Origin of the sequence: Pseudonocardia sp. TRM90224 (genome assembly GCF_021245725.1) — a bacterium.
Classification (GTDB): domain Bacteria; phylum Actinomycetota; class Actinomycetes; order Mycobacteriales; family Pseudonocardiaceae; genus Pseudonocardia.
Window position 1 is genome coordinate 71,821 of record NZ_JAJGSX010000028.1, and the last position, 18,773, is coordinate 90,593.

Genomic DNA, 18,773 nt, shown 5'->3' on the forward strand with positions numbered 1-18,773 from the left:
CGCGTGTCAGCCGTCAGCCGGCCGACGGGATGGGCGCACCCGAGGGCATGCCGGCCGCGACGTAGGCGTCGTACACCGGCTGCCACGGCAGCGCCGACGAGCTGTGCGGCCCCTCGGCGGGCTCGCCGTCGACGTGCTTGTCCAGCTCGGCGAGGCACACCTGCCAGCCGGCGGCGGTGCGCGCCGCCGCGTTCTCCGCGCCGAGCACGTGCACGAACGTGAGGACGCATCCGGCGTCCGTCGGGGCCAGCTCGAAGATCAGCTCGTCGGTCTCCCACGTGTAGGCGAGGCGGCGCGGCGGGTCGAACGCGAGCACGGTGCCGGAGGTGGCGGCGGGGATGTTGGGGTCGTCGGTGAACTCGATCCGGCCGCCGACCACCTGCTCCATGCGCACGCTCGACGGGAACCAGTGCCGCAGGTCCTCCGTCTCGGTGATCGCGGCCCAGACCCGTTCGACCGGGTGGCCGAACGTGCGCCGGAACCGCACCGCGGGGCGGCCGTCGTGCTGGACGAACGTCGCCTGCTCCATGTCGTCTCCTCCGTGATCGGTTTCTGTCTCGAACATGCCCTAGCAAGTATATAGCTGTCAAGGCATGGAGTTGGGTTGCCGACCTCCCGCCGGCTGAACGGCTAGGGTCGGTTCGTGCACCAGGTCCCCGCGGCACGACGCGACGTCCGCGTCATCGACCCTGACCAGGTGTGCGACGCCACGGCCGTGCTCGCCGACGGCGAGCAGGTGCGCCGGTCGGCCGCGGTGCTCGACGCGTTGGGCGACGTCAACCGCCTGTCGATCCTGCTGGCCCTGCATCACGCCGGCGACCTTTGCGTCTCCGACCTGGCGTTCGCCGTCGGGATGAGCGACAGCGCCGTCTCGCACGCCCTGCGGCTGCTGCGCGCGCACGGCATGGTCAGCGCGCACCGGGAGGGGCGGCTGGTGCGTTACCGCGTCACCGGCGACCTCACGAGGCGGCTGCTGGACGTGGTCTCCGAGGGTGTGGTCGGCGACATCGCGCTGCACGCCGACGACACCGCCCGGCACTGAGCGGAAACAGGGGCCGGGTCGGCGCGCGGTTCACGCTTGCGAGTGGCACGATGGAGCAAGTGAGCGACGCCGAACGACCTGCGGAACCGGTCCTGATCACCGATGCTGCGCGCTCGTACGAAGACGATCTTGCGGCGCGCAAGCGCCGCTACAAGATCATGATGGGGATGCGCATCCCGTTCATGATCATGGCGGCGGCCTGCTACCAGATCCCGTGGCTCGCCGTCGGGCTGCTCGTCCTCTCGATCCCGCTGCCGTGGATGGCGGTGCTGATCGCGAACGACCGCCTGCCCAAGAAGCGCGAGGAGGTCAACCGCTACCGCGGCGACCGCCGCGCCGTCGAGGGCCGCGAGCACCCCGTCATCGAGGGTTAAGGGTCATCGAGGGGTAAGGGTCATCGAGGGGTAAGGGTCATCGAGGGCTAGGGTCTCGGCCGCGCGCCCAGCTGCCCGACGGCCGCGGCCCCGGATCCGCACCCCGCCCGCAGCGCCTCCGCGGGTTCCGCGCCGCCCAGCCATGCCACCAGCAGCCCGGCGTTGAAAGCGTCGCCGGCGCCGGTCGGGTCGACGACCTGCGACTCCGGTGGCGACACCTGCCATCCGCCTGATCGATCGGTCCACGTAGCCGCTCCCGGTCCTGCCGTAGCCGCCACCGCGCCGACGTCGGCGAGCAGCCGCTCGGTGGCGCCGAGCGCGCGCCGCCCGTCGGCGTTGGGCAGGAGCAGGTCGACACCGCGCACCCAGGTCATGAATTCGGCGGTGATCGCCGACGCGGGCGGCGGGTCGACCGACGTGCTCAGCCCGGCTGTCCGGGCCGCCCCCAGCGCCGCCAGGCCGGCCGGCCGGGACGCGGCGTCGAGCAGCACGTACCCGGAAACGTGCAGGTGTGACGCGCCACCAAAGGGCGGCAGGTCGGCGGGGGACAGGCGCGCGGCCGCGCCGCGGTCGGAGAACATCGTGCGCTCGTTGCCGTCGAGCAGCGCGACGACCGTGCAGGTCGGCAGGTCGGGGTCGACCGTGACGTGCAGTCCGACACCCGCCGCGGCGAGATCTGCATGGGCCGCGCGGCCCGCGGGGTCGTCGCCGACCCGCGCCACGAGCGTCACGGCCGCGCCGAGATGTGCCATCCAGGCCGCGGTGTTCGCGGCAGCGCCGCCGGCGCGCATGCGGATCGTCGCCGGCACGTCGGCGCCCGCCACGGCCGGCGTGTGCGGCGCGACCAGCACGTCGACGGCCACATCGCCCAGTACGACGATCATCCGGCCAGCGATCGTTCGGTCAGCGCCACCGCGACCCGTGCGGCCAGCTCCACGTTGGCCTTGACCAGCGCGAGGTTGGTGCGCAGGCTCGCGCCGCCGCTGCCGGAGTGGAAGTGCTCCAGCAGCGCGGGTGTGACGTCCTTGCCCGTGATGCCGCGCTCCTCCAGCAGCGCAAGCCCCTCCGCGAGCAGCCGGTCGTGCAGCTGCGCGTCCAGCTCGTCCGCGGCCGGCACAGGCTGCGCGAGCACCATCCCCGCGCGCGAGCCGAGCGCGCGGTGCGCACGCCAGACCGCGGCGGCCTGCTCGGGAGTGTCGACGCGCCACGGCACGGGGTGGCCGGAGTCTCGCCGGTAGAACCCGGGGAAAGTGTCGGTGCCGTGGCCGAGCACGGGCACCGACTCGGTCTCCAGCACCTCCAGCGTCGCGGCTACGTCCAGGATCGATTTCACCCCGGAGCAGACGACGAGCGACGCGGTGCCGGCGAGCGCGGCGAGATCGGCGGAGACGTCCCACGTGTCGCGCGCGCCGCGGTGCACCCCGCCCAGCCCGCCCGTCGCGAAGAGCGCGATGCCGGCGGCTGCGGCCAGGGTTGCCGTCGCCGCGACGGTGGTTGCGCCATCGAGGCCCAGGCCGACGGCGACCCCGAGGTCGCGGGCGGAGAGCTTGGCCAGCTCGCCGTCGCACACGCGGTCGAGCTCGGCGGCGCTCAGCCCGACCTTCGGCACGCCGTCGAGCACGGCGATCGTCGCCGGGACGCCGCCCTGTGCGCGGACGGCCGCCTCGAGCTCGTCGGCCGCGGTGCGGTTCTGCGGCGCGGGAAGGCCGTGCGCCAGGATCGTGCTCTCCAGCGCGACGACGGGGCGCCCGTCGGCGAGCGCCCCTGCAACCTCGTCGGAACATGTCGGGAAGACGGAATCGGACACGTGGGGCATCATGGTCTGCATGCCTACCCAGGTGCTGCCCGACGTCGAAACCCGCCCAGAGGGCACCGACACCTCGGGCACCGACGAGCCCAAGATGTTCCACTACGTCAAGAAGAACAAGATTGCCGAGAGCGCGGTGCTCGGTAACCTTGTCCAAGCGCTTTGCGGCGAGACCTTCCCGGTCACTCGCGCGCCGAAGCCGGGCTCACCGGTGTGCCCCGACTGCAAGAAGATCTTCGAGTCGTTGCCGAAGGGCGGCGAGTCCTAGCAGCAGAGGTGCTGATGCCGGAACAACCGCTCCCGCCACAGTCCGGCTCCGCCGTGCCGCCTCGCCGTGAGCTGCGGGGATGGGTCTACGACCGGTTCGTGGCCGGCATGACGACCGACTGGTACCGCGAGGTGCTGAACCGGCTGCCGTCAGGGGCGCACATGCTCGACGTCGGCATCGGCACGGGCGCCGCGCTGGCCCGCTGCGCCGAGCAGGTGCGGGCCAAGAACCTGACCGTCACCGGTCTCGACATCGACGCCGACTACTTCGAGCGGTGCGTGCGCGAGGTCGCGAAGGCCGGGCTGGTCGACCGGGTCACCCCGCTGCTCGCCTCCGTGTACGACCACCACGGCGGCCCGTACGAGGCCGTTTACTTCAGCGCGAGCCTGATGCTCCTGCCCGACCCGGTCGCGGCGATCAAGCACGTCGCGGCACAGCTGCGACCCGGTGGCCGGATCTACGCCACGCAGACGTTCCAGCACCGCAGGTCGCCGTTGCTGGAGCGGGTCAAGCCGTTGGCCAAGCGGGTCACGACGATCGAGTTCGGGCGCGTCACCTACGAGGACGAGTTCCGCCGCACGTTCGCCGATGCCGGCGTGGAGCTCGTCGAGTTGCACACGATGAGCCGCAACCGAAGCAACTCGTTCCGGCTGGCCGTCACCGCCCCCGCGTAGCCGTCGGGGCGCTCGCCGCGCGTTAAACACGCGCTTCCGTTTAGCAACCTGCGCAGCCCGATCGGCTGCTGGGCGTACCCGAACGTGGGTCTACTGGGGCCATGCCTGCGATCGGGATCCACGCCGGGACACGCTCCGAGCCTGCAACCGCGCGGGCTGTCGTCACGCCGGTGCTGCGGCGCGCGCTCGACGCGCTGGAGCCGGTGGTGGGTGCGGTCGGCCGGTACCACCTCGGTTTCGCCGACGCCCGCGGTGAGCCCATCGACGATCCCGGCGGCAAGCTGATCAGGGCGAACCTGATGATGACCGTGGCGGCCGGGATCGGGCTGCCGCCCGCCGACCTGGGGACGCCGGGGGCCGCGGTCGAGCTGCTGCACAACTCGACGCTCCTGCACGACGACATCATCGACCGCGACGACCTGCGGCGCGGCCGACCGGCGGCGTGGCGGGTCTTCGGGACGGAGCTCGCGATACTCGCCGGCGACGGGCTGCAGGTGGCGGCACTGGGCATGGTCGCCGGTGAGCGGCAGTCGGTCCGGTTCGCCGACGCCATCGGCCGCGTCCTCGCCGGCCAGGCCCTCGAGCTGCGCTTCCCCTCGGTTCCCGAGCCCACCGTCGCGGAGTACGAGCGGATCGCGACCGAGAAGACCGGCGCGTTGCTCGGCTGCGCCCTCGCGTGGCCCGCGGTGCTCGCCCGCGAGCCGGACCCCGCCGTGCGCGCGCTGGAACGGGCGGGCAAGCACCTGGGGATCGCGTGGCAGGCCAGCAACGACGTCGAGGACATCTGGGGCGACCCCGCCGTGACCGGGAAGCCGCTGCGCGGTGACCTGCGACGCCGCGGGCTGACCGCGCCCGTGCTCGCCACGCTGCGCGCCGGCGGCCACGCGGCCGTGCGCTTCGGCCACCTGTGGCGCAGCGAGGAGAACGGGGACGAGCACCTCGGGTGGATGGCCGACCTGATCGAGGAAGCCGGCGGCCGCGCCGTCGCCGAGGACCTCGCGCGCCGCCATCTCGACCTCGCCACCGAGCAAGTCGCCGCCGCCGGCCTGGCGCCGGCCGCGGCCACCGACCTGACGGAGTTCTTCGACCACATCGTCTACCGCCACTGACACCACGAACCCACGTGGCGACTGGAAAGGATCGAACGGATGACCACCATTCAAGCGGCGACACGACCGGTCGCCCGCACCGAGTACGAGCGCCGTTCCCAGGCCGACTGGGACAGCAAGACCGACGACCCGATCAACCTCCTGCTCGGCCAGGAGGACGGGCTCTACCACCACCACTTCGGGATCGGTGATTACGACGCGTCCGTGCTCGACCTGGCCGAGCCGGAGCGCGAGGCGGCGATCCTCGCCGAAATGCACCGCATGGAGACGGCCGAGGTCGAGCTCATCCTGCGCGGTCTGCGCGGGCTGCCCTCCTCCGCGCGCGTCATGGACGGCGGGTCCGGGCGCGGCGGCACGTCGTTCATGGTCAACCGGCGGTTCGGCTGCTCCGTCGTCGGCATGAACTTCTGCCGCCACCACATCGCATTCGCCGAGCGGATCGCGCGCGAGCGCGGCTGGAGCAAGGACGTCGCGTTCCGGTTCGGCAACATGGTCGAGACCGGTCTGGAGGCCGGCTCGTTCGACGCCGTGGTCACCAACGAGACCACGATGTACATCGACCTGGACGAGGGCTTCCGCGAGTTCTCCCGGCTGCTGCGGCCGGGTGGTCGGTACGTCGGGGTCACCTGGTGCGCCAACGACGCCGTGGCCACCGACAGCGAGGCCGTGCGGCAGATCGACGAGCACTACGTCTGCCACATCCACCGCCGCAGCGCCTACTTCGCCGCGCTCGCGGCCAACGGGCTCTCCCCGATCTCCGTCACCGATCACACGTCGGCGGCCGTGCCCTACTGGGAGCTTCGGGAGGCCTCGCAGCTGCGCACCGGGGTGGAGGAGCCGTTCCTGAACGGCTACGCCTCGGGCGAGCTCAACTACCTGGTCATCGTGGCGGAGAAGCTCTGCCACTGAGTGGCCGGTGTCGGGGGTGGGCAGGAAAGCCACTTTCCGGCCCTCACAGGGCCTGAAAGTGGCTTTCCTGCCCTTGCCGAGCGCCGGTTGAGGTGCGGGCCTATCGGGCCAGCACGTACTGCCCCGGGGCGGGCGCCAGCGCGTGCAGGCCGCGCCCGCCCAGCTCGGGCGGGGCGTCGCGGTCCTCGCCGCTGCGGTCGGCGAGCCACGCCGCGTGGTCGCCCCACCATGTCCCCTGCTGCGACCGGACGGCCGCCAGCCGGCTCGGCGGCACCCCGAGGCCGGCGTCGAGCGCCCGGTACGACCGTTCGCCTTCGGCGAGGACGAACCGGCTCGGGCCGCCGAGCAGCTGCGTCGAGCGGTACGCCGGCTCCCAGCCGGTCACCGGGTCGTCCGTCGTGATCACGTAGCAGTCGCGGTCGACCTTCGACAGGTCGATCGCGGTGCCGAGCACGCTCATCGCGCCCGGTGCGACGAGCGGGTTGCGCGCCGCGACGTCGACGAGGTCGCGGTGCAGCCCGGCCGGGACGCGCGTGGCGTCGGCGCGCCAGAACAGCTCCGCCGACGGCTCGGCGGCCCGCCCGCACAGGTGCCCGCGCACCCAGTGCGGCCAGATCAGCTCGTCGGCCCGCAGCCAGGCGTCCACCTCGGCCAGCGTGGGCCCGTCGAGGTAGCCGACCGCTGCCGACGCAGAAGCGGCCGCCTCGGCGAACCCGGGCTCGAGCGGGCCGTCCCCGTGGTCGAGCGTCGTCGCCACCAGCGTGAGCGAAGCGACCCGGTCGGCGGCGGCGATCGCGGAGAGGTGCCCGGTGACCGTCGCGGCGATCAGTCCACCGGCGCCGAAGCCCATGAGCGACGTCGTCGGGGCGCGTGTGATGCGTTCGCACGCGTCCATCGCGTCGAGGACGGCCTGGCAGTAGGTGTCGAGGTCCCACGTGGCGTGGGTCCGGTCAGGGTTGCGCCACGAGATCGCGAACACCTGCTGCCCGCCCCTGACCAGCTGCTCGACGATGCTGTGGTCCGGGGCGAGGTCGGCGACGTAGAACCTGTTCGCGATCGGTGCGACGACGAGCAGCGGCACCGCCCGCACGACCTCGGTCTGCGGCAGGTACTGGATCAGCTCCATGGTGGGTGTGCGCAGCACGACGGCACCCGGTGTCGCGGCGACGTCGACACCGACCTCGCAGGCGTCCGCCTCGACGGCGGACGGCACCCGCGGCGCCGTGGACAGGTCGGCGGCCATCCGCATCGCCCCGCGGGCGAGGCTGCCACCACCGGTCGCCATCGCCGCCTGCAGCACCTCGGGGTGCAGCGGGCCGTTGCCCGGCGCGACCGCCGCGAGCGCTGCCCGCAGCGCCGCCGCGACGCGCTGGTGGTCGGCCGGGTCGAGCTCGGCGTCGGCGAGCAGGTCGGTGGCCGTGCGCGCGGTCGCCGCGTGCGCCTGCACGAGCCGGCGCAGCAGCGGGTTCGTCGTCCAGGCCGGATGGGTGTGGCGAGGGCCGCCGGGGGTGAATGGCGAGCGGCCGGCGGCCACCGCGAGGAGATCCGAGAGCAGCCCCGCACCCCGCCCGACGACGGTCACCGGCTGCGCGGCCAGCGCCGCGAGCAGCCGGAACCCGGCCCGGCCCGGCAGCACCGCGCGCAGCGGACCACGCGCCCCTCCCGCGAGCACCGCGTCCAGCCCCGGCGTGCCGCCTGCCCCGTTCATCGTGCCTCCTCCGCGCCACCACCAGAGTGGGCGGAGCCGACCAGCGAGGGCAAGTGCGCCGTCGCCCGTCCGGGGAGGTGTTTGGCGATCAGCTGCGGCCTCCGCGGGACGTGCCCCGACGGCCACTGCTCCTGGATCGCGTTGTTCAGGTGCGCGCCGAGCACGATCGAGAGGCCGAGGAGGAACGCGAACAGCAGGAACGCGATCGGCGTCGCGAGCGCGCCGTAGGTGTAGCCGGTGCTCGTCAGCACCGCGATGTAGATCCGCATGCCGGTCGTCGACGCGACGAAGACGACCATCGCGAGCAGCGCGCCCGGCAGCAACCGGCGCCACGGGAGGCCCCTCGGGAGCGCGACCTTGTAGAGCGTCGTGAGCACCGCCACGAGCAGCAGGCCGACGCCCGGGTAGTAGACGGCGATGATCACCTGCGTCGCTGCGGGGCGCCACGACGATGGCAGGGCGGCGGGCAGCAGGTCCGGCCCCAGCGCGATCGCCGGCAGCACGAAGATCGCCACGACCAGCGCGAACACGTAGACGAGCAGCGAGAACACGCGCTGCCACACCGGGTGGCGCACGAGCTTCTGGCCATGCGCGTGGGTGACCGAATCGACGAGCGACGCCACCGCGGACGAGCCCGCCCACAGCGCCACCACGAACCCGACGGAGACGACGTCGGCCCGGCCCTCTGTGAGAATGCTCTCCGCGGTCGGCGCGATGATCTGGTCGACGACCTCCGGGGTGAACACGTCCCTCGAGAACGCCACGACGAGGTTCTCGACCGTCCCGACGAGGCCGGGGTCGAACCAGCCGCCGACGAACCCGACCGAGCCCAGCAGCCCCAGCAGCAGCGGCGGCAGCGACAGTGCCTGCCAGAACGCCGCCTGCGCCGAGTGCGAGAAGACGTCGTCGTCCCAGGCCTTGCCGAGCGTTCGGCGGATCACCCTGCAGATCACCCTGCCGAGTGGACGTGCGTCCGAGGTCATCCTGCTCCCGGGTCGTGCTGGCGGGTCATGCCGCGCCTGCCGGCGGCGCCCGGTTACTCTGGTCGACGCCCCGAGCGCCGAGATCGCCGGGGTCGCAGCGCCCGGTGCAGGGCCGATCCTGAAGTCGAGATCGCAGGGAGTCGTGTGTCGTCGCAGGCCCAGCAGATCGCGCCCTCGTCCCGGCCGCTGCGGGCGTGGCAGCGCAGCGCGCTCGCCCGCTACCTCGCAGCCGCGCCGCAGGACTTCCTCGCGGTCGCGACGCCCGGTGCGGGCAAGACGGCGTTCGCGCTGCGGGTGGCGTCGGAGCTGCTGGCCGACGGCGTGATCAACGGCATCACCGTGGTGACGCCGACGGAGCACCTCAAGCACCAGTGGGCGGCCTCGGCGGCGAGCGTGGGCATCGCGATCGACCCCGACTTCCGCAACTCGACGGGCGCGACGTCGGCCGACTACCGCGGCATCGCGATCACCTACGCCGGCGTCGCCGCGCACCCGCTGCTGCACCGCGCCCGTACCGAGAACCGGCGCATGCTGGTGGTCCTCGACGAGATCCACCACGCCGGTGACGCGCGCACCTGGGGCGACGGCGTCAAGGAGGCGTTCGAGCACGCCACGCGCCGCCTGACGCTCACCGGGACGCCCTTCCGCAGCGACGACAACCCGATCCCCTTCGTCGACTACCTCCCCGACGGCGACGGGGCGCTGCGCAGCCGTGCCGACCACCTGTACGGCTACGCCGAGGCGCTCGCCGACGGCGTCGTCCGGCCCGTGGTGTTCCTGGCGTACTCGGGCATGTCGAGCTGGCGCACCAGCGCGGGCGAGGAGATCACCGCGCGGCTCGGCGAGCCGATGACGGCCGAGCAGACCGCACGGGCGTGGCGCACGGCGCTCGATCCCGGCGGCGAGTGGATCCCGGCGGTGCTGGAGGCCGCCGACCGGCGGCTCACCGGGCACCGCATGGGCGGGATGCCCGACGCCGGCGGGCTGGTGATCGCCTCCGACCAGACGACGGCCCGCGCGTACGCCGCGATCCTCACCGATGTCACCGGCACCCCGCCGACGCTCGTGCTCTCCGACGAGCCCGGGTCTTCGGCGCGGATCGATCGCTTCTCGGCGTCGGAAGACCGCTGGATGGTGGCCGTCCGGATGGTGTCCGAAGGCGTCGACGTGCCGCGTCTCGCCGTGGGCGTCTACGCCACCAGCGCGTCGACGCCGCTGTACTTCGCGCAGGCCATCGGGCGGTTCGTCCGGTCGAGGCGGCCGGGGGAGACGGCCTCGGTGTTCGTGCCGAGCGTGCCCGTGCTGCTGGGGCTGGCGAGCGAGCTGGAGGCGCAGCGCGACCACGTGCTGGGCAAGCCGCACCGCGCCGACGAGCAGTGGGACGACGAGCTGCTCGCGCAGGCCCAGCGCCAGGAGGACGAGCCTGGCGAGGACGAGAAGGCGTTCACGGCGCTGGAGGCGCACGCCGAGCTCGACCAGCTGATCTACGAGGGCACGTCGTTCTCCGCCGACGAGGAGGACTACCTCGGCCTGCCGGGGCTGCTGGAGCCCGACCAGGTGCGCACGCTGCTCAACCAGCGGCAGAAGGAGTGGCTCACGCGGTCGCAGCGCAAGGCCGCGGACTCCGGACCGGACGCCGCTCCTGCGGCACCGGCGCCGCCGCAGGAGCGCGTCCAGCTCTCGGTGCGCGAGCAGCTGGCGAAGCTGCGCAAAGAGCTCAACACGCTCGTGGCGTTGCACAACCATCGTACGAAGAAGCCGCACGGCAAGATCCACAACGAGCTGCGCGCCCTCTGCGGCGGCCCACCCACCGCGATGGCGACCATCGAGCAGCTCGAAGAGCGCATCGCCACCCTCCGCTCCTGGCGCTGACGCACCCGAACGCAGCACTCACCCACCCAAACGCGGGACTCGCCGACCGAGACGCGGGACTCGCCCGCGAGAACGTGGGACTCGCCGACCAAGACGTGGGACTCGCCGGCGGCAACGTGGGACTCGCGGCGAGTCCCACGCCTCAGCGGGCGTGTGCCACGTTTCGGCGGGCGTGTCCCACGTTCGAGCGGGCGAGTGCCACGTTTCGGCGGGCGGGTGGCACGTTCCTGGGGCGGGAACGGCCGCGGGGCGGGGACCGATGGTCCCCGCCCCGCCGCGGTGTCCTAGGGAGCCGGCTGGATGCCGGCCCGGTCAACTGCCGGACTGCACCTCGACCTGGAGTTCGGCCAGCTTGTCGGCGTGTGCTCGCGCGTGGTGACCGCAGAACAGCAGTTCGCCTCCCGAGCGGAGGACGGCCCGGACCTTTGCGGCTGCTCCGCAACGGTCGCAGCGGTCGGCAAGGGTCAACTCGGGCCGGGTCAGGGTTCCTGGCTGCATAGCGGTCTCCCTCCGTGTCGGTCGCGGGTTCCCCCACGACCGCTTGCTGTGGCGACCGCTTGCGCGGTGCGCCCACTCTCCCAGACGTTCAGCACCCCTGCTTGTGTTCCCTGGTGATGCCGCGACGCCCGTCACGCAGCCCGTTCCGGCCACCTGCTGGACGCTGCGACGCCACCCTGTGCTACCGCAGATTCAGTTGACTACGTGTGAATGATGCGGTCCCGGGTGTGTCACCGCAAGGTGTGCTGCGTTAACTCTCTCGAAGGGTCGATTACGGTCTGCAGTTGTGACGTCGAGCGTGCGGAGCCGGGTTCCGGCTCCACTGCTGTTCGTGGTCGGTGCCCTTTCGTTATACATCGGCGCGGCCCTCGCTGTCGGCCTCTTCGACAGCCTGTCGCCGACAGCGATCGCAGTGTTACGGATGGTGGGCGCCGCGATGGTGTTGATCGCGTGGCGGCGGCCGCCGCTCGCGGCGTGGAACTGGTGCCGGCTGGCCCGCGCCACGGCCTTCGGCATGGCCACGGCCTGCATGAACATCGCCTTCTACGAGGCGATCGCCCGGCTGCCGCTCGGCACGGCCGTCGCGATCGAGTTCTGCGGCCCGGTTGCGGTCGCCGCCGTGGCCTCCCGCCGCCCGCGCGACGTCGCCGCGGTCGCCCTCGCCGCGTTCGGCGTGCTGCTCATTGCGGATGTCCGCTGGTCAGACAGCTACACGGGAGTGGTGTGGGCGCTGGTCGCGGCCGCGTTGTGGGCCGCGTACATCGTCCTCGGCAAGAAGGTCGCGACCGCCGGGAACGGCCTCGACGACATGGCTGTCGGGTTCGGGGTGGCCGCCGTCGTGCTCTCGCCGCTCCTGCTCATCGGCGGTGTCGACGGGCTCGCGGCGCTCGCGGATCCGCAGGTACTGCTCATCGCGCTGGGCGTGGGCCTGCTGTCCAGCGTCGTGCCGTACGTGCTCGACCAGATCGTGTTGCGACGGGTCGGGCAGGCCCGCTTCGCCGTGCTGCTGGCGTTGCTGCCCGCCACGGCGACCGTCGTCGGCCTCGCGGTGCTCGCGCAGATCCCGACGGTTGCCGAAGCGGTCGGAATTGCGGCCGTTGTCCTCGCCGTGATGCTGCGTTCGAAGGACGGCGACGCGCCCGCGCCGGTGGGCTGAACGTGATTTGGGTCACGCAGAGTGATCGCAAAATCTACAACGGACAGTAGTCGAAGAATCCCCGAAGGTGTGACGGTGTGGCGTCCAGGTGAACCGGTCGTCGCGATGTTTCAGCTCGTTCCGAGTGCCGGAAATGTCCCTTGTTGCTCACCGTGCTCGAAGAGCGACGCGGCCGGCCCGACGATCTGCGGGTCGGGGTCGACGGCGATGCCGAGGTCCTTGCCCGGGTAGTCGAAGAGGCGCAGCACGTGCCGCATCGCCTCGAGTCGGGCCCGCTTCTTGTCGTTGCTCTTGATCACCGTCCAGGGTGCGTCGGCGGTGTCGGTGTAGAAGAACATCGCCTCCTTCGCCTCGGTGTAGGCGTCCCACTTGTCGAGCGACGCGAGGTCCATCGGGCTGAGCTTCCACTGCCGCACCGGGTCGACCTGCCGGATCACGAACCGCGTGCGCTGCTCGTTGCGCGACACCGAGAACCAGAGCTTCACGAGGTGGATGCCGCTGCGCACGAACATGCGCTCCAGCTCGGGGGTCTCGCGGAGGAACTCCATGTAGTCGCGGGCCTCGGTGAACCCCATGACCCGCTCGACGCCGGCGCGGTTGTACCAGCTGCGGTCGAACAGGACGATCTCGCCGGCGGAGGGCAGGTGTGCGATGTAGCGCTGGAAGTACCACTGCGTGGACTCGCGCTCGCTCGGCTTCTCCAGTGCGACGACCCGTGCCCCGCGCGGGTTGAGGTGCTCCATGAAGCGCTTGATCGTGCCGCCCTTGCCGGCCGCGTCGCGCCCCTCGAAGAGGATCACGACCCGCTGTCCGGTGTCCTTGACCCAGTTCTGCAGCTTCAGCAGCTCGATCTGCAGGAGCCGCTTCACGCGGTCGTACTCCTCGCGCGGCAGGCGCTCGCCGTACGGGTAGCCCTCACGCCAGGTGTCGATGTGTGCGCCGTCGGGGCCGAGCAGCACCGGATCGTCGTCGTCGGAGTTGTCGACGTGCATCTCGGACTGATGGGCGAGCAGCTCGGGAAGGTCCACCGGCGCACGATGCTCGGTGCAGATGGCGGCAGCGTGAACGGCAGGTGGACCAGCCCGTGTGACGTATGCGTCATCGAGGTGTCGAGTACGTGCGGAAAACGGGGTCGTCGCAACAAATCCCGATCCGTGTGACCGAAATGTGACCCTCTGTCGGTGTCTTTACCGATTCAGTGTGCTTGGCGCCACTGGGTTGAGCGACATACGTTGTCCGCCACAACATTTCCCCCGCACCCGCGGGACCCCGACGATGTGGAAGGACGGCCATGCGCACGAGGAGAACAGCGGTTGCGTTCGCGGGGCTGGGGCTCGCCCTCACCCTGGCAGCCTGTGGGCAGAACGCCGCGGCGCCCAGCGCGCCCGCACCGACCGGGTCGGCGCCCGCCACCGGCGCGAAGGTCGGCGTGATCCTTCCCGAGACCGATTCCTCGGCGCGCTGGGAAGGCTTCGACAAGCCGCTGCTGACCAAGGCGATGGCGGCGGAGGGCCTGCAGGCCGACATCCAGAACGCGCAGGGCGACGAGCAGAAGTTCACGACCCTCGCCGACGGCATGATCTCCAGCGGCGTGAAGGTGCTGGTCATCGCCTCGATCAACAGCGAGTCGGGCGCTGCCGTCGCCGCGAAGGCCAAGGCACAGGGCATCCCGGTCATCGACTACGACCGCCTCAACCTCGGCGGCACGAGCGACTACTACGTCTCCTTCAACAACGTGAAGGTCGGCGAGCTGCAGGGCGAGGGCATGAAGCAGGCACTCGCGGGCAAGGCCGGCGCGGGCGTCGTCCAGATCGAGGGTGCCCCGACCGACAACAACGCCACTCTGTTCGCACAGGGCCAGGACAACATCCTCAAGCCGCTGTTCGACGCCGGCACGCTCACCCTCGTCCAGAGGCAGGCCATCGAGGACTGGGACAACCAGATCGGCGGCACGACCTTCGAGCAGATCCTGACCGCCAACCAGGGCAAGGTCCAGGGTGTGGTCGCGGCCAACGACGGGCTCGCCGGCGCGATCATCACCGTGCTCACCAAGAACGGCCTCAACGGCCAGGTGCCGGTGACCGGTCAGGACGCCACCCCGGACGGCCTGCAGGCGATCCTGCGCGGCGACCAGTACATGACGGTCGACAAGCCGATCGACCAGGAGGCCGGGGCCACCGCGAAGCTCGCCGCGGCGCTGGCCAAGGGTGACAAGGCGGCCGCTGACGCGATCGCGACGGCCACCGAGAAGGACCCGAAGGGCAACCGCGACGTCAAGTCCGTGCTGCTCACGCCGGTGCTGATCACCAAGGACAACGTGAAGTCGGTCGTCGACCGCGGCGCCGTGCCCGCGAAGGACATCTGCGTCAGCGCGACGCAGGCCGTCTGCGACCAGCTGGGCATCAAGTAGAACCCGACCCCATGTGCGCGGCTGCCGTCCCCGGGCGACCGGCGGGACGGCAGCTGCGCACGGGTACCGGAGGTACCACCATGACCGAGCCCATCCTGCAGCTGCGCGGGGTGAACAAGACCTTCGGCGCCGTCCAGGTGCTGCACGACGTGGATTTCACCGTCAAGGCCGGTGAGGTCACCGCGCTCGTCGGCGACAACGGTGCCGGCAAGTCGACGCTGGTGAAGTGCGTCGCGGGGATCCACCCCATCGACAGCGGCGAGGTGCTCTTCGACGGCGAGCCGGTGTCGATCACCGCGCCGACCGACGCCTCGCACCTCGGCATCGAGGTCGTCTACCAGGACCTCGCGCTCGCCGACAACCTCGACATCGTCCAGAACATGTTCCTCGGGCGGGAGCGCGGCAAGCCGTGGCTGCTCGACGAGGCCGACATGGAGCAGGCCGCCCGCAGGACGCTGGCGTCGCTCTCGGTGCGCACAGTCACGTCGGTGCGGATGCCGGTTGCCGCGCTCTCCGGTGGACAGCGCCAGACCGTCGCAATCGCCAAGGCCGTGCTGTGGGACTCGAAGGTCGTCATGCTCGACGAGCCGACCGCCGCGCTGGGCGTCGCGCAGACGCGGCAGGTGCTCGACCTCGTGCGCCGCCTCGCCGAGCAGGGCCTCGGTGTCGTGCTGATCAGCCACAACATGGCCGATGTCTTCGAGGTCTCCGACCGCATCGCCACCCTGTACCTCGGCCGGATGGTGGCCGAGGTGAACACCAAGGACGTCAGCCACGGCCAGGTGGTCGAGCTGATCACCGCGGGCCGCTCCGGTGAGCTGGGCCTGCAGCGACCCGAGAGCGTGACGATCTGATGGCAGCACCGACCGACAAGGACCCCGCGGACGGCGGCAAGGTGACCACCGCGAAGGAGCCGGCCACCGCGGCCGAGCGTGCCGCGCCCGCGTCCTCGCGCGCGGCCGACTTCGGCATCGACACCACCGCGCGCACCACCGGTGAGGCGATCCGCGGCTACCTCTCCGGGCTGCGCACCGGCGACCTCGGCGCGCTGCCCGCGCTGCTGGGCCTGCTCGCGCTGTTCATCCTCTTCACACTCCTCGACTCGGCGGGCGTCTTCCCGAGCCTGCTGAACCTCGCCAACCTGCTCCAGCAGGGCGCCGGGCGCACCATCATCGCGATGGGCCTGGTGTTCGTGCTGCTCACCGGCGAGATCGACCTGGCGGCCGGCACGGCGTCGGGCCTCACGGCCTCGGTGATGGCGCTGCACCTCGTGCGCGACGGCAACCTTCTCGGCTCGATGGGCACCACGGTGTTCGTGCTGTTCGCGGCCGTGATCGTGCTCGCGATCGTGCTGGCGGTGATCCTGCGGATCTGGACGGGTGTGGCATTCGCGGCGCTCGCGTTGCTCTTGCTGGTGATCGGGTTCCCACCGAATCCGTGGCTGGAGATGCTGCTGGCGATCTGCGTCGGTGTGGTGATCGGCTGCATCACCGGCTTCCTGGTCGCGAAGATCGGGATGCCGTCGTTCGTCGTGACGCTGGCGCTGTTCATCGCGTGGCAGGGGATCATCCTGCAGCTCATCGGCGACGGCGGGACGCTCGGCCTGCGCGACCCGGTGATCAACGCGGTGGCCAACGGCAGCCTCTCGACGCTGGGCAGCTGGATCCTGTTCGTCGTCGGTGCCGGCGGGTACGCGGCGGTGCTGCTCAACCGGCAGGTGTCGCGGCGCAAGCTGGGCCTGGTCGCGCAGCCGACCGGGCTGGTGCTGATCAAGATCGGCGCGGTGGTGCTGCTCGCCGCGGTCGCGACGTACCTGCTCACACTCAACCGCTCGGCGGGCACCCTGGAGATCTCCGGTGTGCCGTACGTGGTGCCGATCGTGCTCGCGCTGCTGATCGCAGGCACGTACGTGCTCGACCGCACGCGGTTCGGCCGGCACATCTACGCGGTCGGCGGCAACCGTGAGGCGGCCCGGCGCGCCGGCATCGACGTCGTGCGGATCAGGGCGACGGTGTTCGTGATCGCCTCGGCGCTCGCGGCGATCGGCGCGATCGTGTACTCGTCGAAGGTCGGCTCGGTCTCGCCGAGCTCCGGTGGCGGCAACACGCTGCTGTTCGCGGTGGGTGCCGCGGTCATCGGCGGGACGTCGCTCTTCGGCGGTCGCGGCCGCGTGAGCAACGCCGTGATCGGCGGCGCGGTGCTCGCGACCGTCGAGAACGGGCTCGGCCTGCTCGGCCAGCCCGCGGCGGTCGTGTTCGTCGTGACCGGGCTCGTGCTGCTGCTCGCCGCCGGCGTCGACGTGCTGTCGCGACGCCGGTCGGCCACCGCAACGAGATAGGCCGTGTTCAGGAGGTCAGGGTCGATGCTCTTCGTGATCCAGATTGTCGCTGGCAAGGCGCCGCCGCGATCCGTCGTGCAGAGACATGCACTGCGTACCCGGTCGTGGCGGCTGTGCTGCGTCCGAGCCGCCAGCGGCGATCTGGGCGCGAAGAGCGCGATCAGGACCTTCTAAGCACGGCCTATGTGGCCCGGTTACGCGGGCGAGCGGATGCGGAGCCGGCTGAACGGATCGGGGGTCCTTGGTGAGTCGGGCATGGGGGGTCGACGGCGGCCAGTCCGCCGGGGCCCGGCCTGACGAGGCCAGGCGGCACAACCGGGCGGCGCTGCTGCGTCGCCTGCACGTCGACGGACCGTGCACCCGGGCGACCCTGGCCACCGAGCTGGGGCTCAACCGGAGCACGATCAAGGCGGTGGTGGACGGTCTCGCGGACGCCGGTGTGGTGACCGAGGCCGTCCCCGCGCAGCGCACAGGTGCGGGGCGGCCGTCGCTGATGGTGCTGCCGGAGCCGGAGGCCGCGGTAGTGCTGGCCGTGGACGTCTGGGTCGAGCAGGTCGCGATGGCGATGGTCGGCATCGGTGGGCAGGTGCTGGGCCGGCACAGCTGGAACCTGCACCACCGCACCCGCACCCCGGGTGAGGTGATCACCCACGTCGCGGAGTCGGCGCAGCTGCTCGCCGACGAGCTGGCCGTCACGGCGCAGGGCGCGGCGGTGTCGGTGCCCGGTGTCGTCCGGCGCGACGACGGCTTCGTGCACGAAGCGCCCAACCTCGGGTGGCGCGACATCGCGCTGGGCGCCCGGCTGGGCTCCGTGCTGAAGATCCCGGTGCAGGTCGCGAACGACGCGGAGCTGGGCGCGCTCGCCGAGCACGTCCGCGGCGTCGCACGGGCCTCGACCGACCTGGTGTACGTCTCCGCCGACCGCGGTGTCGGCGGCGGCGTGATCTCGGAGGGCCGGCCGCTGCGCGGGGCCCGCGGGTACGTGGGCGAGCTGGGGCACCTCGTGGTGCGGCCCGGTGGCCGGCCCTGCTACTGCGGGTCGCGCGGCTGCTGGGAGACCGAGGTGGGTGAGGCGGCGCTGTGCCGCGCGCTGGGCCTGCCCGAGGACGCGAAGCGCGGCGTCGTCGTCTCGGAGCTGCGCTCGCTCGCGACCCGGCCCGCGCCGGGGCCGCTGGACGAGTTCGCGGAGTGGCTCGCCGTCGGGCTGGTGACGGTGGTGAACATGATGGCGCCGGAGCTCGTCGTGCTCGGCGACCTGTTCGCCGCGCTGCCAACCGGGGTCGTCGACCACGTGCGCGGCCTCGTCCAGGAGCGCAGCCTCGTCAGCCGGGCGACCGGCGGCGTGCGCATCGAGACGAGCCCGCTGGGCCGCGACGCGAAGCTGGTGGGCGCGGCGGAGCTGGCGTTCGAGCCGGTGCTGGTGGCGGTGTAGCCGGCAGGGCGGATACCCCGAGGCGCCCTGGGGAGGGCAGGAAAGCCACTTTCCGGCCCTGTGGGGGCAGGAAAGTGGCTTTCCTGCCCTCGCATGCGGGCACACGATGCCGGGCGAGGCGTACCCCACAGCGCTGGTGCATGCCGTGAACACGCCGCGTATTGTCGAACCGACCCGCGGGAACCTCACGTAC

At 71.7% G+C, this 18,773-nt stretch carries 19 protein-coding genes; 12 read left to right on the plus strand and 7 right to left on the minus strand.

All coding sequences use genetic code 11. The annotated features are described in order from the left end of the window. Positions 1–13: 13 nt before the first annotated feature. A complete protein-coding gene (locus LL648_RS29930) occupies positions 14–529 on the minus strand; it encodes an SRPBCC family protein (protein ID WP_232666117.1) in 516 nt (171 codons plus the stop codon). A gap of 114 nt (positions 530–643) precedes the next feature. Here LL648_RS29930 and LL648_RS29935 point away from each other — a divergent pair, with 114 nt between their 5' ends. Continuing rightward, positions 644–1,042, plus strand: coding sequence for an ArsR/SmtB family transcription factor (locus LL648_RS29935; protein ID WP_232666118.1), 399 nt, complete (start codon positions 644–646; stop codon positions 1,040–1,042). Between the two features lie 50 nt (positions 1,043–1,092). Further along, positions 1,093–1,416, plus strand: a complete 324-nt coding sequence (locus tag LL648_RS29940; protein WP_232666119.1) for a DUF3099 domain-containing protein — start codon at positions 1,093–1,095, stop codon at positions 1,414–1,416. A 47-nt stretch (positions 1,417–1,463) separates the two neighbouring features. Here LL648_RS29940 and LL648_RS29945 read toward each other — a convergent pair whose 3' ends face one another. Both LL648_RS29945 and LL648_RS29950 read right to left on the minus strand, forming a co-directional pair. Beyond that, positions 1,464–2,300 carry a carbohydrate kinase family protein gene (locus LL648_RS29945; protein ID WP_232666120.1) on the minus strand — a complete coding sequence of 279 codons (837 nt, stop codon included), beginning with the start codon at positions 2,298–2,300 and terminating at the stop codon, positions 1,464–1,466. Next, positions 2,297–3,232 (minus strand): pseudouridine-5'-phosphate glycosidase, encoded by a 936-nt coding sequence (locus LL648_RS29950; protein ID WP_232666166.1) that lies wholly within the window; start codon positions 3,230–3,232, stop codon positions 2,297–2,299. Before LL648_RS29950 ends, LL648_RS29945 begins: the two co-directional genes overlap by 4 nt. Before the next feature lie 10 nt (positions 3,233–3,242). On the opposite strand from LL648_RS29950, the gene LL648_RS29955 reads away from it, so the two are divergent. From LL648_RS29955 to LL648_RS29970, 4 genes are all read left to right on the plus strand, one after another. Then, positions 3,243–3,491 carry a DUF3039 domain-containing protein gene (locus tag LL648_RS29955; protein ID WP_232666121.1) on the plus strand — a complete coding sequence of 83 codons (249 nt, stop codon included), beginning with the start codon at positions 3,243–3,245 and terminating at the stop codon, positions 3,489–3,491. 14 nt (positions 3,492–3,505) lie between these two features. After that, positions 3,506–4,165 (plus strand): class I SAM-dependent methyltransferase, encoded by a 660-nt coding sequence (locus tag LL648_RS29960; protein ID WP_232666122.1) that lies wholly within the window; start codon positions 3,506–3,508, stop codon positions 4,163–4,165. A gap of 101 nt (positions 4,166–4,266) precedes the next feature. Continuing rightward, positions 4,267–5,274: a polyprenyl synthetase family protein gene (locus tag LL648_RS29965; RefSeq protein ID WP_232666123.1), complete on the plus strand. Its 1,008-nt coding sequence runs from the start codon at positions 4,267–4,269 to the stop codon at positions 5,272–5,274. Positions 5,275–5,313: 39 nt separating this feature from the next. Then, entirely contained in the window at positions 5,314–6,183 is an 870-nt protein-coding gene (locus LL648_RS29970; RefSeq protein ID WP_232666124.1) for an SAM-dependent methyltransferase, read from the plus strand. A gap of 100 nt (positions 6,184–6,283) precedes the next feature. Here the strand turns inward: LL648_RS29970 and LL648_RS29975 are convergent, their stop codons facing one another. Both LL648_RS29975 and LL648_RS29980 read right to left on the minus strand, forming a co-directional pair. Then, the gene (locus LL648_RS29975; protein WP_232666125.1) at positions 6,284–7,891 is read right to left on the minus strand and encodes a PHA/PHB synthase family protein; all 1,608 of its coding nucleotides are present in this window, start codon (positions 7,889–7,891) and stop codon (positions 6,284–6,286) included. Further along, complete coding sequence (locus LL648_RS29980) at positions 7,888–8,832, minus strand: YihY/virulence factor BrkB family protein (protein ID WP_232666126.1); 945 nt, start codon at positions 8,830–8,832, stop codon at positions 7,888–7,890. The genes LL648_RS29975 and LL648_RS29980 overlap by 4 nt, the downstream gene beginning before the upstream one ends. Positions 8,833–8,901: 69 nt before the next feature. Here LL648_RS29980 and LL648_RS29985 point away from each other — a divergent pair, with 69 nt between their 5' ends. After that, complete coding sequence (locus LL648_RS29985; RefSeq protein ID WP_232666127.1) at positions 8,902–10,746, plus strand: DEAD/DEAH box helicase; 1,845 nt, start codon at positions 8,902–8,904, stop codon at positions 10,744–10,746. A gap of 312 nt (positions 10,747–11,058) precedes the next feature. On the opposite strand, the gene LL648_RS29990 is transcribed toward LL648_RS29985, so the two are convergent. Then, on the minus strand, positions 11,059–11,244 hold the full coding sequence (locus LL648_RS29990; protein WP_232666128.1) for a DUF7455 domain-containing protein: 186 nt from the start codon (positions 11,242–11,244) through the stop codon (positions 11,059–11,061). 436 nt (positions 11,245–11,680) lie between these two features. On the opposite strand from LL648_RS29990, the gene LL648_RS29995 reads away from it, so the two are divergent. Continuing rightward, positions 11,681–12,400: an EamA family transporter gene (locus LL648_RS29995; protein WP_232666129.1), complete on the plus strand. Its 720-nt coding sequence runs from the start codon at positions 11,681–11,683 to the stop codon at positions 12,398–12,400. Between the two features lie 110 nt (positions 12,401–12,510). Here the strand turns inward: LL648_RS29995 and ppk2 are convergent, their stop codons facing one another. After that, positions 12,511–13,392 (minus strand): polyphosphate kinase 2, encoded by an 882-nt coding sequence (gene ppk2, locus LL648_RS30000; protein WP_232666167.1) that lies wholly within the window; start codon positions 13,390–13,392, stop codon positions 12,511–12,513. Positions 13,393–13,691: 299 nt separating this feature from the next. Here ppk2 and LL648_RS30005 point away from each other — a divergent pair, with 299 nt between their 5' ends. From LL648_RS30005 to LL648_RS30020, 4 genes are all read left to right on the plus strand, one after another. After that, the gene (locus LL648_RS30005; RefSeq protein WP_232666130.1) at positions 13,692–14,810 is read left to right on the plus strand and encodes a sugar ABC transporter substrate-binding protein; all 1,119 of its coding nucleotides are present in this window, start codon (positions 13,692–13,694) and stop codon (positions 14,808–14,810) included. 80 nt (positions 14,811–14,890) lie between these two features. After that, on the plus strand, positions 14,891–15,664 hold the full coding sequence (locus LL648_RS30010) for an ATP-binding cassette domain-containing protein (RefSeq protein WP_232666131.1): 774 nt from the start codon (positions 14,891–14,893) through the stop codon (positions 15,662–15,664). Further along, complete coding sequence (locus LL648_RS30015; RefSeq protein ID WP_232666132.1) at positions 15,664–17,148, plus strand: sugar ABC transporter permease; 1,485 nt, start codon at positions 15,664–15,666, stop codon at positions 17,146–17,148. Before LL648_RS30010 ends, LL648_RS30015 begins: the two co-directional genes overlap by 1 nt. Positions 17,149–17,392: 244 nt before the next feature. Beyond that, positions 17,393–18,580, plus strand: coding sequence for an ROK family protein (locus LL648_RS30020; protein ID WP_232666133.1), 1,188 nt, complete (start codon positions 17,393–17,395; stop codon positions 18,578–18,580). The last annotated feature ends 193 nt before the right edge of the window (positions 18,581–18,773 follow it).

Coding starts and splice junctions, on each gene's coding strand:
- LL648_RS29930 (WP_232666117.1), bottom strand. CDS start 529: ATGGAGCAGGCGACGTTCGTCCAGCACGACGGCCGCCCCGCGGTGCGG.
- LL648_RS29940 (WP_232666119.1), top strand. CDS start 1,093: ATGGAGCAAGTGAGCGACGCCGAACGACCTGCGGAACCGGTCCTGATC.
- LL648_RS29945 (WP_232666120.1), bottom strand. CDS start 2,300: ATGATCGTCGTACTGGGCGATGTGGCCGTCGACGTGCTGGTCGCGCCG.
- LL648_RS29950 (WP_232666166.1), bottom strand. CDS start 3,232: ATGCCCCACGTGTCCGATTCCGTCTTCCCGACATGTTCCGACGAGGTT.
- LL648_RS29955 (WP_232666121.1), top strand. CDS start 3,243: ATGCCTACCCAGGTGCTGCCCGACGTCGAAACCCGCCCAGAGGGCACC.
- LL648_RS29960 (WP_232666122.1), top strand. CDS start 3,506: ATGCCGGAACAACCGCTCCCGCCACAGTCCGGCTCCGCCGTGCCGCCT.
- LL648_RS29965 (WP_232666123.1), top strand. CDS start 4,267: ATGCCTGCGATCGGGATCCACGCCGGGACACGCTCCGAGCCTGCAACC.
- LL648_RS29970 (WP_232666124.1), top strand. CDS start 5,314: ATGACCACCATTCAAGCGGCGACACGACCGGTCGCCCGCACCGAGTAC.
- LL648_RS29975 (WP_232666125.1), bottom strand. CDS start 7,891: ATGAACGGGGCAGGCGGCACGCCGGGGCTGGACGCGGTGCTCGCGGGA.
- LL648_RS29985 (WP_232666127.1), top strand. CDS start 8,902: ATGCCGCGCCTGCCGGCGGCGCCCGGTTACTCTGGTCGACGCCCCGAG.
- LL648_RS29990 (WP_232666128.1), bottom strand. CDS start 11,244: ATGCAGCCAGGAACCCTGACCCGGCCCGAGTTGACCCTTGCCGACCGC.
- LL648_RS29995 (WP_232666129.1), top strand. CDS start 11,681: ATGGTGTTGATCGCGTGGCGGCGGCCGCCGCTCGCGGCGTGGAACTGG.
- ppk2 (WP_232666167.1), bottom strand. CDS start 13,392: ATGCACGTCGACAACTCCGACGACGACGATCCGGTGCTGCTCGGCCCC.
- LL648_RS30005 (WP_232666130.1), top strand. CDS start 13,692: ATGCGCACGAGGAGAACAGCGGTTGCGTTCGCGGGGCTGGGGCTCGCC.
- LL648_RS30010 (WP_232666131.1), top strand. CDS start 14,891: ATGACCGAGCCCATCCTGCAGCTGCGCGGGGTGAACAAGACCTTCGGC.
- LL648_RS30015 (WP_232666132.1), top strand. CDS start 15,664: ATGGCAGCACCGACCGACAAGGACCCCGCGGACGGCGGCAAGGTGACC.